The sequence below is a fragment of the Rothia sp. HC945 genome (assembly GCF_051370785.1).
Classification (GTDB): Bacteria; Actinomycetota; Actinomycetes; order Actinomycetales; family Micrococcaceae; genus Rothia.
Window position 1 is genome coordinate 125532 of sequence record NZ_JBFCSN010000004.1, and the last position, 17683, is coordinate 143214.

General features: G+C 65.1%; 15 protein-coding genes. 8 read left to right on the forward strand and 7 right to left on the reverse strand.

Features of this window, described 5'->3' with window-relative positions:
* Window positions 1-76: 76 nt before the first annotated feature.
* Both AB0Y14_RS11740 and AB0Y14_RS11745 read right to left on the reverse strand, forming a co-directional pair.
* Window positions 77-1732 carry a thiamine pyrophosphate-binding protein gene (locus AB0Y14_RS11740; protein ID WP_436589449.1) on the reverse strand — a complete coding sequence of 552 codons (1656 nt, stop codon included), beginning with the start codon at window positions 1730-1732 and terminating at the stop codon, window positions 77-79.
* Window positions 1733-1934: 202 nt separating this feature from the next.
* The gene (locus AB0Y14_RS11745) at window positions 1935-3398 is read right to left on the reverse strand and encodes a sodium:solute symporter (RefSeq protein WP_436589450.1); all 1464 of its coding nucleotides are present in this window, start codon (window positions 3396-3398) and stop codon (window positions 1935-1937) included.
* An 81-nt stretch (window positions 3399-3479) separates the two neighbouring features.
* On the opposite strand from AB0Y14_RS11745, the gene AB0Y14_RS11750 reads away from it, so the two are divergent.
* Window positions 3480-4043 (forward strand): helix-turn-helix domain-containing protein, encoded by a 564-nt coding sequence (locus AB0Y14_RS11750; protein WP_436589451.1) that lies wholly within the window; start codon window positions 3480-3482, stop codon window positions 4041-4043.
* 118 nt (window positions 4044-4161) lie between these two features.
* Here the strand turns inward: AB0Y14_RS11750 and AB0Y14_RS11755 are convergent, their stop codons facing one another.
* Window positions 4162-4908 carry a S1 family peptidase gene (locus tag AB0Y14_RS11755; protein WP_436589452.1) on the reverse strand — a complete coding sequence of 249 codons (747 nt, stop codon included), beginning with the start codon at window positions 4906-4908 and terminating at the stop codon, window positions 4162-4164.
* Between the two features lie 154 nt (window positions 4909-5062).
* The gene (locus AB0Y14_RS11760) at window positions 5063-5929 is read right to left on the reverse strand and encodes a glycerophosphodiester phosphodiesterase family protein (RefSeq protein ID WP_436589453.1); all 867 of its coding nucleotides are present in this window, start codon (window positions 5927-5929) and stop codon (window positions 5063-5065) included.
* 140 nt (window positions 5930-6069) lie between these two features.
* Between AB0Y14_RS11760 and AB0Y14_RS11765 the strand changes: the two genes are divergently transcribed.
* The 3 genes from AB0Y14_RS11765 to AB0Y14_RS11775 all read left to right on the forward strand — a co-directional run bounded on the left by AB0Y14_RS11765 (window position 6070) and on the right by AB0Y14_RS11775 (window position 9360).
* Window positions 6070-6768: a fructosamine kinase family protein gene (locus tag AB0Y14_RS11765; protein ID WP_436589454.1), complete on the forward strand. Its 699-nt coding sequence runs from the start codon at window positions 6070-6072 to the stop codon at window positions 6766-6768.
* 240 nt (window positions 6769-7008) lie between these two features.
* Entirely contained in the window at window positions 7009-8025 is a 1017-nt protein-coding gene (gene speB / locus AB0Y14_RS11770) for an agmatinase (RefSeq protein ID WP_436589478.1), read from the forward strand.
* Window positions 8026-8088: 63 nt separating this feature from the next.
* A complete protein-coding gene (locus tag AB0Y14_RS11775; RefSeq protein ID WP_436589455.1) occupies window positions 8089-9360 on the forward strand; it encodes a PLP-dependent aminotransferase family protein in 1272 nt (423 codons plus the stop codon).
* Between the two features lie 100 nt (window positions 9361-9460).
* On the opposite strand, the gene AB0Y14_RS11780 is transcribed toward AB0Y14_RS11775, so the two are convergent.
* The 3 genes from AB0Y14_RS11780 to AB0Y14_RS11790 form a co-directional block, all read right to left on the reverse strand.
* Entirely contained in the window at window positions 9461-10390 is a 930-nt protein-coding gene (locus tag AB0Y14_RS11780) for a sulfurtransferase (RefSeq protein WP_436589456.1), read from the reverse strand.
* Between the two features lie 91 nt (window positions 10391-10481).
* A complete protein-coding gene (locus AB0Y14_RS11785; RefSeq protein WP_436589457.1) occupies window positions 10482-11114 on the reverse strand; it encodes a transglycosylase SLT domain-containing protein in 633 nt (210 codons plus the stop codon).
* Window positions 11115-11183: 69 nt separating this feature from the next.
* Entirely contained in the window at window positions 11184-12779 is a 1596-nt protein-coding gene (locus AB0Y14_RS11790; RefSeq protein ID WP_436589458.1) for a succinic semialdehyde dehydrogenase, read from the reverse strand.
* Between the two features lie 66 nt (window positions 12780-12845).
* On the opposite strand from AB0Y14_RS11790, the gene AB0Y14_RS11795 reads away from it, so the two are divergent.
* From AB0Y14_RS11795 to AB0Y14_RS11810, 4 genes are all read left to right on the forward strand, one after another.
* Window positions 12846-14057: an alanine racemase gene (locus AB0Y14_RS11795; RefSeq protein WP_436589459.1), complete on the forward strand. Its 1212-nt coding sequence runs from the start codon at window positions 12846-12848 to the stop codon at window positions 14055-14057.
* A complete protein-coding gene (locus AB0Y14_RS11800; protein ID WP_436589460.1) occupies window positions 14057-15385 on the forward strand; it encodes a D-arabinono-1,4-lactone oxidase in 1329 nt (442 codons plus the stop codon). Before AB0Y14_RS11795 ends, AB0Y14_RS11800 begins: the two co-directional genes overlap by 1 nt.
* Window positions 15386-15719: 334 nt before the next feature.
* Window positions 15720-16265 carry a hypothetical protein gene (locus AB0Y14_RS11805; protein WP_436589461.1) on the forward strand — a complete coding sequence of 182 codons (546 nt, stop codon included), beginning with the start codon at window positions 15720-15722 and terminating at the stop codon, window positions 16263-16265.
* 59 nt (window positions 16266-16324) lie between these two features.
* Window positions 16325-17614, forward strand: a complete 1290-nt coding sequence (locus AB0Y14_RS11810; protein WP_436589462.1) for a glycosyltransferase 87 family protein — start codon at window positions 16325-16327, stop codon at window positions 17612-17614.
* The last annotated feature ends 69 nt before the right edge of the window (window positions 17615-17683 follow it).

Sequence of the window (17683 nt, forward strand, 5' to 3'; positions counted from 1 at the left end):
TGGCCAGACGGGGGCAGGCTATGTTTGTGACACACGGCGTCGTCCGAAGCCCGGAGGGCCGAACCTCAACGCGGTATTACAGGTCCCGGCCGATGGTGAGGTGGATGAGGGACGGGCCCTTGGTCTTCATCGCTTCTTGGACCTTCTGGGCCAAAGTGTCCATGGTGGCCGAGAATCCCGTGGCGCCGAAGCCTTCAGCAAGCGTGACCCAGTCGGGCTGCTTGAGATCCACCGCGATGGGCGCAATGTTCCGGCCCTCTTCGTTGGCACGGATTTCGCCGTAACCCCCGTTGTCCACGCAGACAATCGGCAAGTCCAGTTCTTGCTCGACCGCGGTCATGACTTCCTGGATGGCGAACATGAGCGCGCCGTCGCCGAGGAGGCAGATCACCGGACGGTCCGGGGCCGCTATCTTGGCCCCGATGGATGCGGGCAGGCCGTAACCGAGGGTCGCGTAGGTCCCCATGTACAACAGCGAGTTGGGTTTGGGGGCGCGGTAGAACGTCGTCGTGCCCATGTAGGTGACCTGCGAAGAGTCGCCACCGACGATCGCGTCCTCTGGCAACACGCTCATGATGATCTCGTTGATCTTGGCGAGCTCCGGTGCGATCGACCGGCCTTCCTCGTCGAGTTTTTCGAAGACCTCGGTCAGGTCGCGCGCCGGACGCGAGCCAGGTTCCACGCCTTCTGCCTTGAGAGCGGACAAGAGCTGGGGAACAACGGCCACCGAATTGCCCGGGAGCTCGAGATCCGGGGTGATGTTGGTCAGCATCTGTTGGCGCTCGATGTCCACGCGGATGATCGGGCCGTCCGGGCGGATGTCGCCGCCCCACAGTTCGGCCTCACCGATCTTGGAACCGATGATCAGCATCGCGTCGGCGTCCCGGCAGAACTCGTGGGCGGTGCTCAGGCGCAGGTCCGCGCCGAGGGAAAGCCGGTGCCGCTCCGGGATCGCTCCCTTCCCGTTGGTCGAGGTGATCACCGGTGCCTCGAGCAACTCGGCGAGTTCGAGCACCGCTTCGTGGGCGGCGACCGAACCGCCACCGGCCACGATGACGGGCTTCTTGGAGGCGGCCAGCATGTTCGCGGCGCGGGCGACGTCGTGCGGTTGGGCGGGCTGGAAGGAACCGAGCGGTCGGGCGCGGAGCTCATCCTCGGTGAACCCTCCGGTCTCTTCGAGCACGTCGAGAGGGACCTCGATGTGAATCGGGCGCGGGCGGTCGTGCTTGAAGGAGACGAACGCGTTGTGGATCATCTCGACCGCTTCGGAGGCCGAGCTGACTCGACGAGAAAGGCCGATGATCGAGTCCACGGCTCCGGTTGGGTTCTTGGTCTCGTGCAGGGAGCCGATGTCGCGGAACTCGGTGCCGCGGGGGCGGCCTGGGGAGAGGAGGATCATGGGTCGGGACTCCGCGTACGCCGTTGCGGCTCCCGAGAGCGAATTGAGCAGGCCCGGGCCGGAGGTCGTGATGACCACGCCCGGAAGGCCCTTCGTCAGGGACCAGCCGTCCGCGCCGTAGGAGGCGCCTTGCTCGTGGCGCGTGGTCACCGGTTTGATGTCGAGTTCGTCGAGATGGCGGTAGAACTCGAGGTTGTGGGTCCCCGGGATGCCGAACACGGTGTCGATGCCATAGTTCCTCAGGGTGGCCAGGATCGCATACCCCGCGTTGTGGCGTTGTTCGGTGTGCACGGGGGCGGTCTCCGCGGTATTTTCTGCGGTCTGGTCGCTCATGATGCTTCTCCTTCTCGCCGCGGCCCTGCGGCGAACGGGGTGGTGACAAGGCGGTCTCGCCGAGACTCCGCAATGTGTCCTGTTGTGCAACCAGAATATACATATACGAAACTCTTGGGGAGAGCGCGCCGTCCTGCGGCGGCCGATGCCGACGGACGACAGCGTGACGCGGCCTTGCGAGTCACAGACTTCGGTCGCTCCGCTACCGCCTTGACCCCTCGACGCGGTCCTGCCAAGCGGTCAGCGTCGCGCCGTCCGTTCGGGGCGTCAGCAGCGAGACAGCCAGGTAGACGATGAGGGACAGGACCAGACCCACGTAAATCGGTTCGTTCGCGTCCACGCCGAAGAAGACCATGGAAACCAGCACCCCCAGCGCCCCGACCAGCATCGAGCTGGCCGCCCCGGCGCCCGTCCCGCGTTTCCAGAAGAGACCGCCGAGGATCGCGACCAGAAGCCCGCCGACCAGGATGTCGTAAGCGATGGTCAGCGCCGTGACCACACTCGGGACGATCATCGCGATGACCGTGACGATCACACCGATGCCCAACACGTACAGCCGGTCCAGTCTCATGCTCGAGTCAGATTCCGTGGATTCCTGGCTCCCGTCCGCATGGTCGGCGGCGTCGCCCGCCCGACGGCCCACGAGGCGCGCGATCAGGGGCACGACGTCGACCCTTGCGACCGTCGCGGAGGCGATCAGTGCGCCCGAGGCCGTGGACATCATGGCCGCGACACCCGCCGCGAGTACGACGCCGCCCAGTCCCTGAGGGAGGTAGTCCTGCGCGAGTGCGGCGAAGGCGTCGTCGGGGACCTCGAGGTTCGGCATGACGGCGGCCGCGCCCATGCCGATCACGGCACCGACGATTCCGTAGAGGAGGGTGTAGACCCCGGCCGCGAAACCTCCCCACCGAGCAACGCGCGGGGTCTTCGAGGTGAACACCCGTTGCCAGATGTCCTGCCCGACCAGCAGGCCCAGCGTGTAGACCACGAACATCGTGATGATGGACTGTGCACCCATGGCACCGGGGTCGAAGAATTCGGTGTCCAGCCGCTCGTGGAGGCCGGACCATCCTCCCGCCGCGTGCAGCGAGAATGGCAACAGGAGAAGGAACATGCCGATCGTCATGATGAGGAACTGCATGAGGTCAGTCAGCGTGATCGACCACATCCCTCCGAGGATCGAGTACGCGATGACCACCGCGGAACCGATGACAATGCCCCACGGGCGGTCGAGGTCGAACAAGACCTTGAAGATGGAGGCATACGCCGACGTCGACGTCACCACGAGCATTGCCGTGTATCCGAGCATGACCACCGAAGACGCATTGACCGCTTGCCCGCCGTAGCGCAACTGGAGCATCTGGGAGACCGTGTAGACGCCCAGTCGCTGGAGCCTGCCGGCGAAAGCGAGGGACAGGACCATGACGCCGATGGCGATGGCCGTGACCATCCACATCCCCGAAATTCCGTAGGTGTACCCGAGGCCGACGCCGCCGATCGTTGCGGCCCCTCCCAGGACGACGGCGGACATGGTGCCCGTAAAAAAGAGGTAACCCAGGCGTCGTCCCGCGACCCGGTAGTCCTCCGTGCTGTTGGCCCGGCGCTTGCCGTACCAGCCGAGGAGCACCATCGCGGCGAGGTAGAGAATAATAATAAGAAGGTTCACAGGGCGGACCAATCCTGACGCGGAGCAGAAATCATGACCTCTATCGATACCATGCATAGAGGCCAAGGAAAGGATCCAGCCATGAAGGCGTTGCCCGTACAGCAGTCGGAGAGGTCGCCCGAGCTCGGATCGCGCCTTCGCAACCATCGGTTGCGCCAGCACATGACGATCGAACAGCTGGCCACGGCAACGGATCTGACCAAAGGTTTTATCAGCCGCGTCGAGCGCGAGCAGACCTCTCCATCCGTCGCGTCACTCGTGAAGCTGTGCCGGGCCCTGCGCGTGGATATCGGCGACCTGTTCGAGGAGCCGGATACGCACGTCATTCGCCTCGACGAGGCCCCTGAGGTGGACCTCGGCGGCGCGGGCATTCACGAGCGCCTCGTCTCCGGGGCGGATCTGGAAAAGGTCCAGGTTATTCGGGCCAGTATCGAGCCCGGGGGCAGGGGCGAGGAGAGCCTGTACACCGTCGAGTGCGAGACCGAGGTTCTGCATGTCATCTCCGGGGAGTTCGTTCTTCGCACGAGCGCCGGGGAATTCGAATTGTCCCCCGGGGACTCCGTGACCCTGAGCGGCCACGAGCCGCACTCATGGCGCAGTACCGGCGGTCCGGCCGAAGTCCTCTGGGTTCTGGTCAACAAGTAGGGGTCGCTCGGTCCGTTAACGCATTTCGCGCGGCGTCGACACCCCGCCGAAGCGGTGGTCGACGCCGCGCGAATCACCTCTCGGGAACGCGGTTGATGATCCGCGGTCACCGGTCGGTTCACACGCCGGTCTGTTGCGAGATCCAGTCGAGGTGGTCGTTGAGGTTGGCGTAGTTGCTTCCGGCCTGGGTATCGGAGCCCGGGTCTGCGGAATCGCCGGTCGAGCACACTCCGACGATCTTGCCGTTGATGACCAACGGTCCGCCGGAATCGCCGTGATTCGAGGCGCCGTCGTCGCCGCGGATATGGATCGCCTCGCCCTCGTAAGCATCCGTGGAGGTCCCGAGCACGTTCACCCCGGCCGTGTACAGCCAGTCGGGCTGACCCTGGTTGGCGCGCAGGCCGTAGCCGAAGATGTCTCCGTGGTCACCGGGGCTGGGCGTGTATCCGTCGCCCACCTGGGCGTAGGAGCTGACCTCGTGCGGAGTCTCGAGGTGGACCAGACCGACGTCACCGTTCGGTGAGTTGACCACACGATCGGAGGCCTCGGCCGGACCGGGGTTCGAGGTGTCGTTCGAGTAGTAGGCCTTCATGTCCTGCGAACCGTCGGTGCAGTGGCGAGCGGTCAGAATCCACTCGCTGTTGATGGCCTCACCGGTGCAGCCGAAAGTTCCCGATTCTCCCTCGGTCTGGAAGGAAAGCTGGACAATATTGGGGCTGTTGGTGGGTTGGCCGCCCACAATGTAGTTGACCGGGTCACCGTCCGTGGCGGCCAGGGCGGGGGTCCCCGAAACCCCCAGTGCTATCGACGCGCCGATGATTCCCAGCGCTGAAGCTGCTCTCTTAAGGTGCTGAGGCTTTTTCATTGACTGAACTCCATAGAGCCACGGCCCAAACTGTTTTCGAGCCTGGTCGACCCAATGTAAGTCACGTCTCATAATTCGGTCAATGAATATTCAAAAATGAATACCCGTGACGGATACTGAGATTCCCGCAGAGTATTTTGGTGAAAATTTTATTCTAATTGGAAAGTTTTGCCGTCCGGGTTGAACTTCCGGGGTCGTCGTCCGTCGTTGCGCTGTCGGGAGTGTGCCGCAGCGGCGCCGACCCATCCGACCGCAACGACAATGGCGCATCCTGGGGAGTCATGCCCTTGGGGCCGTCGGTGCATATTCCACCCACACCCCAGCGGGCGAGCCTGGCGGCGCGGCGCGGACTGTTGACCGTCCATGTGTTGACGCCGAATCCTTCTGCTCTGATCAATTTCACGATTTTTCGGGTGAGTTCACGGTGGTGCGGGTGGATGAATTCGGCGCCGGTCGCCCATGCGGCATTGCGCCATACGCTGTGGCGTTTCAAGGGGGCGAATCGGCTGCGTTCGAACAAGCACCCCAATCGCAGTTGGGGCGCGGCCAGGTGCAACGCGGCGAGAATCCGATGATTGAAGGAGGAAATGATCACCCGATTTTTCAGTGAATCTGGGTCGAGGCGATTCAATCCGCGGATCAGGGTGTCGATGTAATCGTCAATTCGCTCCGGCGTGGGATCGGAGAGTTTGAGTTCGACATTTGCGCTCAGTCCGGTCTGGTTCATCAGGTCGACGAGGTTGGCGAGCATGGGAACCCGGCTGTTCGCGTAGCGCGCGGAGAACCAGCGACCGACGTCGATTCCTGGAAGGTCTTCGGACTTGGACGTGCTCACGCGCGCCGACGTCCGACCGGTCCGACGGAAGGAGGCATCGTGCACCAGGACGACGGTGCCGTCTTCGAGCATGTCCGCGTCCGTCTCGATCCATGTGAATCCCGCATCCACGGCCGACTCGAAGGCCGCCATGGTGTTTTCGGGTGCTTTCGAGGAGTGGCCGCGATGGGCGATCAAGAAGCTCACCACTTCATCCTGGCAGAGATGTGTGGCGCGCCGGTAAACAATGGTCCTCTTTCGGGTGAGCTCACGGTGGGACATCATGAAGTATGGAGTTTTTCGCGAAGCACACGACGGGTCGGCCTGCTGATTGGGAAAAAGCCGGATTGGACTGGCTCACCGACGCCGAGGAGAGCGGCGGGGTCAGGATCTGCCGGGTGCTCGGCGTCGAGGAGGACGGACTTCGGCTCGAGATGATCCGTGAGTCGTCGCCGTCGAAAGCCTCGGCCCGGGCCTTCGGGCAGGGGCTGGCCATGATGCACGATGCCGGCGCTCCCGCCTGGGGCGCGGGCCCTCCCGGGTGGGAGGGGGACGGCTACCAGGGTCCGGCGGCTCAGCAGCTGCCGCTTCCTCTCGGAGAATTCGACGGGTGGGGAGAGATGTTCGCCAGGTTGCGGGTCGAGCCGCTGGTCCGGGAGACCGCGGGGTTCTCCGGTGAGGACCGCAAGCTCTTCGGTCGTCTGTGCGAGAGGCTCGCTGGCGGCGTGTTTGACGACGACGACTCGCCGTGTCGCCTGCACGGCGACCTGTGGGCCGGGAATGTCTTGTGGTCAGGAGACGAGGCGGTCCTGATCGATCCCACACCCTATGGCGGGCATCGGGAGGATGACCTGGCTGCGCTGGACATGTTCGGTGCCCCGCATCTGGGCGAGATCATCAAGGGTTACGACGAGGCCCGCCCGCTCGAGGCGGGATGGCAGGAGCGCGTGGATCTGCATCAGCTCCACCTGATCCTGTTGCACGCCGCACTGTTCGGTGGAGGATACGGGCGCCGAGCCGTCGAAGCCGCGCGTCGCTACGTGTAACCCCGCGTGATTCACTGCGGTTCTCTGCCCGAGGTGGCAATGGCGTGCAGAAAATGACGTGAAAACCGCATGGCGTTGCCACTTCGCGGTGGCCCGTGGTCACTTGGCGGGTGAGCCGTGCGTCGATACAACTTTTGTTGCACAATGGGAAACAAGCCCGACTGTTCCTCCGGAAGGATGCACGTGACCAGCGAAAACAAGCCCCAGGCCAAGCCCAGTTTCTCGGCTGACCCCGAACGCATTGTCGAGACCGATGCGAACGGTCGTTCGTTCGTGGGTCCCGTCAACGCCGCCCAGGTTCCGCGCTGGGCCGGTAACGGCACGTTTGCTCGGTTGCCGCGTCTGGACGAAGTGGGGGAGGCCGACGTCGTCGTCGCGGGCATGCCCTGGGACACGGGAGTCTCCTACCGGCCCGGGGCCCGGTTCGGCCCGAATCACGTGCGCGAATCATCGCGTCTGCTCCGTCCGTTCAATCCCGCGCAGAACGTGTCGCCCTTCAAGAACACGCAGGTGGCCGACGCGGGCGACATCATCGGAAACCCCTTCGACATCGAGGACGCGCTCGGAGCCATGGAGGCCGGGGCATGTGAGCTGACCCAGCACGGAACCAAGCTCATCACGATCGGTGGCGACCACACCGTTGCCTTGCCCAATCTGAGGAACATGCACCGGCAACACGGACCGGTCGCACTGTTGCACTTCGATGCCCACCTGGATACCTGGGACACCTATTTTGGGGCCGAGTACACCCATGGGACGCCGTTCCGCCGGGCTTTCGAGGAAAATCTGATCGACACGGATGCGCTGTGCCACGTCGGCACCCGCGGTCCGCTCTACGGGACGCAGGATCTGGACGACGACGCCCGGTTCGGATTCGGCATTGTGTCCTCCGCGGACATCTACCGCCTCGGCGTGGACAAGGTGGTCGACCTCCTGCGCCAGCGAGTGGGCGACCGTCCCCTGTACATTTCCCTCGACATCGATGTTCTGGACCCGGCCCACGCGCCCGGGACCGGAACCCCCGAGGCCGGCGGGGCGACGAGTCGGGAGATCCTCGAGATCATTCGCGGGTTGCGGGGGCTCGACGTCGTCGGCGGTGAGGTCGTCGAGGTCGCACCCGCCTACGACCACGCGGAACTCACGGGAATCGCGGCGGCACACATCGTCTACGAATTCATCAGCCTCATGGCCCTGGGCAAGAACGCTCCGGCCGATGGCCCCGCGTACGGCGAGGCCAAGAACACGTACGGCAAGTAGGTCGCCCGCGGGCGCTCCGTCCGCGCACCCAGGTCACCCCCACTCGATTCGAAGGAGATTTAAGTGGTCAGCATTCAGGAACTCATGTCCGGAGCAACCGGCGCGGATGCGCGCCTGATGCAAGGATTCGCGACCAGGGCAGCGGGCTTTCGTCCCTCGCCCGTGCGCGACGTCTTCGAGGTCTCGATGCGGCCCGGCATCATCTCCTTGGCCGGCGGCAATCCCGACCTGGAGCTTCTGCCGCTGGACCGGTTGGGCCAGATGGCGTCGGAGATCATCGCCAAGGAAGGGCTTGAGGTCCTGCAGTACGGCTCCGGCGCAGGGCTGGAAGAGCTGGCCGAGCTGGTGTGCGGGTTCATGGAATCGGAGGGGTCCCGTCCGAAACTGGACGAGATCCAGATGACCGCCGGCTCCCAGATGGGCCTGGACCTGGTGACCAAGCTGTTCACCGATCCGGGCGACGTCGTTCTCGCCGAAGGCCCCACGTACACGGGTGCCCTCGGCGTGTTCGAGGGCTACGAGGTCGAAGTCCAGCAGGTCGAGATGGACGAGCAGGGCCTCGTGCCGGACCAGGTGGAGGAGCGAATCAAGCAGCTTGCCGCCGAGGGCAAGAAGGTCAAGTTCCTCTATACGATCCCGAACTTCCAGAATCCGACCGGCGTGACCCTCGCCGATGAGCGACGTGCCGAGATCGTGCGGGTCTGCAGGGAGAACGACGTCCTGGTCGTCGAGGACAACCCCTACGGCCAGCTGGGCTTCGACGGCGAACGTCACCGTTCATTGCACTCCTACGATCCCGACGCCGTCATCTACCTCGGCAGCTTCTCGAAAGTTTTCTCTCCGGGGGTTCGCGTGGGGTGGATGGTCGCGCCGCCGCGCGTCCGGAAGTTCCTGCAGATCGCGGGCGAGGCCGTGACGATCTGCCCGTCAGTGCTCTCCCAGCGACTGGTGCTCGGTTTCATGAGCGAAGGCATGTGGGAGCCTCACACGCGCAAAACCTCGACCCTCTACCAGGAGCGGTGCGAAGCCGTACTGAGTGCGTGCGAGCAATACATGCCTGAAGGCACACAGTGGACCGTGCCCGAGGGCGGATTCTTCACGTGGCTGACGCTGCCGGAAGGCGGCGCGGCCAACGCGGAGCAGGCCCTGCCGCGCGCCATCGATGCCGGTGTGGTCTTCGTCCCCGGCACGGCGTTCTACGACGATGCCGCCGCACACCGCGCCGGCAATCCACCCGCCGTTCCCTCGGGCGCACGCAACCTGCGTCTCGCCTTTTCCTCGGTGTCTCCCGAACGGCTCTCCGAGGGCGTCGAGAGGCTCGCGAAGGTTCTGTAGCGCTTTGGCCCGCCCGGATGGGTGCACCGCCCTCGTCGGGTGCCGGACCTCGGTCACCACCGAATCCGTCGATCCGAAGAACCGTTGCCCGGTCGCTCCGCTACACGGTGTCCGGCCCCGACTCGTTGGCGGCGGATCCGGAGGTCGCGGACTCGGCGTCAGGAGCCGGGTGTAGGGCCGAATACTGGGACCATGACCCTGCGTACAGGCGTCCATGGAGCCCCGCCGCTTCCATGGCCACCAGGTTGTGGCATGCGGTGACGCCGGACCCGCAGTACACGATGGGTGAGGCGGTCCCGGTGTCGTCGGTAGATCCCATGACGCCTGCGTCCTCGAAGCGTTTCCGCAGCTGCGACGCCGAAAGGAACCGGCCGTCCGCGCCAATGTTCTTGGCGTGGAACACGTTCTCGGCGCCGGGAATGTGGCCGGCCCAGGCGTCCATGGGCTCGGTCTCGCCCCGATAGCGTTCGGGTGCTCTGGAATCGATGAGCGGCCGACCGCTCGTGCCCGCCGTTTCGGCCTCCTCCATCGATGCGGTCCATTCCGGATTCACGGGGGTTCGGGTGAAACTCCCCGGGTCGGCCGGGACCACATCTGCCGACCCCACGACCAGCGACTCCTGGCCGAATGCCTCGACCCAGGCCTGGATTCCGCCGTCGAGAACCATCGCCGCATGGCCAGTGGCGCGAAGCAGCCACACGAGGCGCGAGGCCGAGGCTCCGGAGGCATCGTCGTACGCGATGACGACGCTATCGTCGTCGATGCCGGCCGCTTCCATCCCTACCGCGAAGGTTTCAGCGTCGGGGAGTGGGTGGCGGCCGGTTTCTGCGGTGCCGGGCGCGGCGAGCACGGTGTCGAGGTCGACGAACGCCGCGCCCGGAACATGCCCCGAGCGGTATTCATCCAGTCCGGGGTGCCCGTTCAGGTACCAGCGGACGTCGGCGACCCGAACGGAGACATCCGGCCTCTCGATCAGCTCGGCGGCCTGGTCGACGGCGATGATCCACGGAAATTCTGAAGTTGATGCCATGGCACCAATCTAGTCCGACATCTCTCGTCCGATGTCGTCTCGCGTGCCGAGGCGGCATTTTCCTGCGAGAGCGGCCGGTTGTCCGGGCCGGCTAACAGGAGCTCTGGGCGTACTTGTCGTCGGAGAGCTTCATGATCTTGTCCACATACAGTTTGGTTTCCTGGATATCGGGGACGCCTTCCGCCTTCTTCATGGCGTTGGGTCCGGCGTTGTAGCCGGCCAGGGCGTACCGATTGACCTGGTCCTCGTTGTCGGCGTAGCCGCGGGCCTGTTCACGAAGAAATTTCATGTACCGCCCCTGAGCCGCGATCGCGTCCTTCTCGTTCATGGGGTCGCCCTCGCCCCAGGTTTCCCAGGTGTCATCCGTAAATTGGGCGATCCCCTTGGCGCCCGCTTTGGAATGGGCATCCGGGTTCCACGCGGATTCGGCCTCGATCTGGGCGGCCAGGACATTGGCCGGAAGGCCCGACTCGTCAGAGGCCTTGTCGACCTCGCCGGAGAGGTGATCGGGGATGGCGGACGAACCGTGGTTGGGGATTGTCGGGGTATCGATCAGCGCGCACTCGGTCTTGCCGTAGTCGCTCAGGAACAGACCCACGACCCCGGCAAGGAGCAGGGTCAGCGCCGTCACGACCTGCCAATCGCGCGCGAGGAATCCCGCAACGCCCTTGCCGTGCTCGGTGCGTGCGGTTCTTCCGCGGGAGTTCCTGTGCGAATGAGTCATCGGGTCAAGCCTACAGAGTGGATTGCTCGAGGTCGGCCCCTAGTTGTCCCAGATCACTCCCGCAACGGACTATTTCAGGCCGAGTGTCTTCATCGCACCGAGCGCCGAGGTCATGACCCTCTGGAACGTTGGTGGATCCAGGGGACCGGATGGTGCGATGGGCGTGAGGCTCTGGCGGGCGATCGTCCGTGACCTGGTGAATTCCAGGATTCCTTCCGGGCCGTGCCGGTGGCCGAGGCCGGAGGCCTTCCACCCGCCCGACGGCGCCGCTATGGACCCCCACGCGGCCGCGAAGGCCTCGTTGATGTTGACCATCCCCGAGTGCAGGCGGGAAGCGACCTCCAGGCCGTGGCTCCTGGATCCCGAATACACGCTCGCGTTGAGTCCGTAGGCGGTCCCGTTCGCGCGGGCGATCGCCTCGTCGTCCGACTCGACGCGCCACACGGCCACAACCGGTCCGAAAGTCTCCTCGGTCGCGATGGGGGCCTCGTGAGGCACGTCGGTCAGGACCGTCGGTTCGAAAAAGCACGGCCCCAGGTCGGGCCGCGTCGACCCGCCGGCGAGCACACGGACCCCAGATCGAGTCGCGTTCGCCACGGCGTCCCGGACCCGCTCGAGATGCGCCTCGGAGATCAGGCTGCCGACATCGTGGCGATGGTCGAACGAGAACCCCAGCCGGAGCGCGGCGGTGGCCTCCGCCAAGCGCTCGCAGAACTTCTCGTACAGGTCCCCGACCACGTAGATCCGTTCGAGGGACAGGCACAATTGCCCGGTCGAGGAAAAGGAGCCACGGACGGCGCCGTCCACGGCGGCTTCCAGTGATGCGTCGGAACAGACGATCATGGGGTTCTTGCCGCCGAGTTCGAGGGTGGTCGGCGTTAGTATGTGCCCGGTCTTTGACGCTATGCCGCGGCCGGCGGCGGTGGACCCCGTGAAGGACACGGCGTCGGCCGTCTCGATGAGGGTGTCGCCGACGTCGTCGACTGCTCCCGGAAACAGTTGCCACACGTCAGAGGGCAACCCGGCGGCGACCGCGAGGCGACGCATCAGGATTGCCGAGAGGATCGTCGCGGAGTCGGGCTTGTGCATGACGGCGTTGCCGGCGGCGACGGCGGAGAGGAGATCGGTTCCGCCCAGGGACACCGGGTAGTTCCATGGGGTGATGAAGCCAACGGTGCCGACCGGTGAGTGCTGGACGATCGTGCGCGTCAGGCCTGGGATGGCGCCCCGGCGCCGTTCCTCGCGAAGGACTCGGGGAGCCGCCCGGCCGACAAAACGGCACACGTTGTACGCGTCCATGATCTCGTCGTAAGCGTGGATGCGGGATTTGCCCGTCTCGGCCTGGATGGTGTCCAGGAGGAGGGCCTCATGCCGCCGGATCTCACCGTGAAGCCGGAGCAGCACGGCCGCGCGTGCCGCCGCGGGACGCTCCGACCAGGCGACTCGGGCCGCGCGGGTTCTCTCCGCGGCGCGACGGACGTCCTCCGCGGTCGCTCCGGGCACCGAGGCGATCGTTCGACCGAGCGCGGGTGGCGCGACATGGATCGGGGAGCCCGTGCCCACGACGTCGTCCTCCAGGTTCTCGGCCAGAAACCCGGCCAGGCGGCGCGGGGCCTGTGTCTCTGCCGCGTCCTCGGTGAGCGTGTCGCAACGTGATGTACTCATGAGTCCATGATGACAGAGACTGACGTAGGGTGTGATGCAAAGCACCACGTCAGCGAAGGGTTCTCCATGGTCTCTCTCTCCGTCCGCAAGGCTCTCCAGGGAATGGACGGTCCGATTGGGGTCATCGACAGGGATGCGTTGGATGCGAATATTGAGGCGCTGAGGGAGAGGGCGGGCGGACTGCCCATTCGTGTGGCCTCCAAATCACTGCGAATCCCGGGGGTCATGTCCTACGTCCTTGCCAGACCGGGGTTTCGGGGCATCATGGCTTTCTCCTTGGAAGAGGCCTTGGCCCTGGTGGAGAAAGGGTGCGACGACGTCCTCGTTGCTTACCCGACGACCAACCGTCCCGGGCTCCGGAGGCTTGCGGCAAACCGACGGGCGAGGGAGAGAATCACCCTCACGGTCGATTCCTCGGAGCATCTCGATTTCGTCGAGAAATACATACGCGAAGGAGAATCCGAGGGGTCGGCGTCGGCCTTGCCGCCCGTGAGGCTCTGTCTTGAGGTGGACGCATCGTTGCGGATCTGGGAAAAGGTCCTGGCGGACCGGGTCCACTTGGGGGCGCGACGATCGCCGGTGCGGACACCGGAGCAGGCACTCGACATCGTCCGCCAGATCTCTCGCCGACCCCACATAGCTCTGGTGGGGATTCTTTCTTACGAAGGGCAGATCGCAGGGCAGGCGAATGCGGGCAAAGGGCTCAAAGCCATGGTGACTCGCCGCATGCAGGGCATGTCCGTCGACGAGCTCACGGATCGCAGGACCCGGGTGATCGCCGCTGTTCGGGAGGAGCAGGACATCGAATTCGTCAACGGTGGCGGCACCGGATCCCTCGAGACGAGCACCAGCGAGGGCACACTCACCGAGTTGGGCGCCGGATCCGGTTTGCTCTCCCCGGGGCTCTTCGACGGCTACCAGCAGTTCCACCACCGGCCCGCAGCTTTCATCGCAACCCCCGTGGTGCGCCGCCCGGCGCCCGGCTGGGTCACGGTCTTCGAAGGCGGCTGGATCGCCTCCGGACCGCCCGGGGCGGACCGGGCCCCAACCATCGCCTGGCCGGAAGGTCTCAAATACTCTCCGACGGAAGGGCCGGGCGAGGTCCAGACTCCGTTGCGCGGCCCGGGCGCTGAAACGTTGGGCCTCGGGGACCTGGTGTACTTCCGCCACGCCAAGGCCGGTGAACTCGCGGAGCACCTGACCGAGTACCAGGTCGTGTCCGGCGGCCGGATTCTCGAGACATGGAAGACCTACCGAGGCGAAGGATGGGCGTTCTGATGCACACTGTCAGCAATTGGTCGGGAATCGAATCGGCCCGACCCCAGCACATGTGGAAGCCTCGTTCTGAGGCGCAAGCGGCCGACGTCGTGCGGCAGGCCGCGACCCGAGGCGAACGCGTCAGGGTCATTGGGGCCGGTCATTCCTTCACCCCTGTCGCAATGGGGGAAGACCACCTGGTGAGCCTGGACGAGATGAGCGGTCTGGTCGGCGTGGACGCAGAACGACGTCGCGCCCGGTTCCGTGCCGGAACGCGCCTCCGCGACATTCCGGCCATCCTGGAACCGTACGGCCTGGCGCTGACGAATCAGGGCGACGTCAACCCGCAGTCGATCGCCGGGGCGATCTCGACGGGAACCCACGGGACCGGACTGGGGTTCACCGGCTTCGGTGGGACCGTGACGGGGCTGAAATTGTTGACGGCCGACGGGTCGGTGCTGAACCTCTCCGAGACCGAGCATCCAGAGATCTTCTCGCTGGCCCGGATCTCGGTCGGTGTGCTCGGGTTGCTCCTGGAGGTCGAGCTGCAGTGCGTGGAGGCCTTCGACTTGATCGCCCAGGAGACCGGGGAGAACCTCGACGACCTCTTGGATGGTCTGGAACAACGGGCCCGAACCCACGACCATCTCGAGTTTTTCTGGTTCCCCCATACCGATCGCGCGGTGGCCAAGACCAATACTCGGGTTCGTAGGGGAGAACAGGCCCCCGGTGATCTCGTGGACGTGCGGCCGAGGAAGAAGTGGGCACAGGTTCTGAGTGAGGAAGTCGTGGACAACGGCGGATTGCGCGCGATGTGCGAGGTCGGATCCCGGTTTCCGGCCGCAATTCCGACCCTCTGCCGCGTCGCGGCCTGGGCGACGTCCAACCGCGCCTACAGGGCGTCCGCCGACGAGGTTTTCGTATCGCCGAGACGAGTGCGATTCAACGAGACCGAATGGGCCGTTCCGCTGGAGGAAGGCCCCGCCGCGGTCCGCGAGGTCCGTGACCTCATCGACCGCAAGAACTTGAAGATCTCCTTTCCCATCGAGGGCCGCGTGGCTGCCGCGGACGACGTCCCCCTGTCCACCGCGTACGGTCGAGAGACGATGTACATCGCGGCCCACCGGTTCTTCCGGGAGGACCCGACCGATTACCTCACCGGCGTCGAACGGGTCATGCGCGCTCACGGCGGCCGCCCTCACTGGGGCAAACGGCACACATTGGGGTGCGAGGAACTGGCGGGACTGTATCCGCGGTTCGAGGACTTCCGCGCGCTGCGGTCGCTCGTGGACGCCGACGCCGTGTTCGGCAACTCCCACACGGACCGCCTGTTCGGCGTCGATCGGTAGGGCGCTCGGATCGGGGGTCTGGCTGGGGCGGATGGCTTGGGTCGCTCGGCTGGGTGGCTCGGCTGGACTGGGTGGCCGAGTCGGGTGGTTGGGCTGTGCGCCTGAAGCAACTGGCCGAGTTGGGTGGCGGTTGCCCGATGTGGCGGCGTTTCCCGTCGTTAGGTGGGGCTGAACCGCCACCTAACGGCGGAAAACTCCTCTCCATCGGGTAACCCCCGCGTAACGGCACCAGGGTGGCGTGCGGGGCCGCACCGCATCGCCGCCTCGAGGCCGTGGAGCCCCCCGGTCAGGCGATATTTCGGCACAGATCCTCGCGGTCGGTAGAGTTGCGGCCATGAAATCTCTGCCTGCCTCCCTTGCGCTGGCCGCGGCCGCGGTCATCCAAGCGATGGGTCTCTACACCTGGAATCCGGATCCGATGGCCGTCTCCGGGCAGGTGTTCTTTCCTATTCTGTTCGGCCTCATGTCGATCTACCTGGCGTGGCGCACCAAGGATTCCGACCGCTTCTACGTCGCGCACATGATCATCATGGTCGTGGGCATTCTGGCTCTGGTCGCGACGCTGATCGGCGTCGTCGGAAGTGTCCTGGAGCTCTACCCCTCCTACATCGTGTATTTCGTGTGCCTGCTCGTGATCGTCATCGAGACGGCGTTGCGCATCGCGGCTTCACCGAAAAAGGCGAAGGCGCGCCGCGATGGAGACGACGACGCCGGTGCCTCGGCCCGCAAACCCAGGCGCCGTCGGAAGGTCGCCGGGGCAGGGCCGACCAATCTGGTGGCAAAACCGAAGAATCAGGCCAACGAGCAGTCATCGGGCGAGATGTCGAACGAGGCGTCCGACCGGGTTTCCGACAACGGTTCGGGTGATTCGCGCGGCTGACCCTCGGGCCGGTCGTCCGCGCAACCGCGACCACGGGACTGCCTGGGTAAACTGAAGCAATGACTTCCTCTTCCGCTGAACTTCGCGCGCCGTCCAGGCCCTGGCAAATCGGTGCGTGGATCGCCGTCGTCGTCGTTCTTGGCGGACAGTTCCTCTACGCCATGACCCAGGGTGGCCTGGACTTCACGGTGTATCGCGCCGGTGCCGCGACGATCTTCGGCAATGACGGCATCACCAAGGATCTGTACGACCTGCACCTGATCCCGCTGACGGAAACTTCCTTCCTGCCCTTCACGTATCCGCCGTTCGCGGCGTTGCTGTTCCTGCCCTTCGCGTTCCTCCCGGTCAAAGTGGGGACGGCGATCATGGTGATCTTCTCGATCGCCGTCGCATGGTGGTTCGCGGCGATCATCTACGACTACGTGAATCACCGGGGATACAAGATCCCCCTGCAGGACAAGCTCGGACGCACCACGACCATCGCACTGCTCGCGGCCCTCATCTGCTTGTCGGGCCCGTGGCGTCGCGGTCTCGGACTCGTGCAGATCAACCCGCTGATCATGCTCCTCATCCTCGCGGACCTGCTTCGCCCCGCGACCAAGGTTCCTCGGGGCCTGCTGATCGGCATCGCGGCGGGTATCAAGCTCACGCCCCTGGCCTTCGGCCTGGTCCTCCTGATGCGCAAGGACATCAAGGGGCTCGTGACTCTGGCGGCGTCGTTCGCGGGGACCATTCTGGTCGGCGTGATCTTGTTGCCGCACCAGGCCGCCGAGTTCTGGTTCGACGCGATCTCCGATCCGTCGCGCGTCGGCAACATCAATTACCTGGACAACATCTCGATCCAGGGCTGGCTCATGCACATCGGGCTGACCGGGCCGGTGCTGAAGATCGTGATGTACGTGCTGATCCTGGCCCTGATCGTGGGGGTTGCGGCGGTCATTCCCTCGCTGGACAAGCGAGGCATGAAACTCTCGATCGTCTCGCTGAACGCATTCGTGATGCTTTCGATCTCGCCGATCTCCTGGTCGCACCACAACACGTGGTTCCCGCTGATCATCGCGGCGATCTGTGTGGACGCCGTCCCGTGGCTCTTCTGGCGCAAGGGCCCGGAGCGCACCATCGCACTGGTCCTGGCCTGGGTCGCGGCGATCGGGCTCTACATCTCGCCCATGTGGATCGGCATCGCGTTGTACGGCTCATCGCAGTACCTCGACTACATCTCCACCTTCCCGCTGGTGGTATCCGCGATCCCGATCATCTGTCTGTTCGCTTTCTTCTGCATGTGGATCGTCGAGGCATGGCGGAACCGCAATGTCGACGATTCGCGGGTCCGCCCCGAAGTCGCCTGATCCCCACGGCCAAGGTGGCACCCTTGCGCGGACCGTTGGCCGAGGCGGCACCCTTGTGCGGATGTGGAA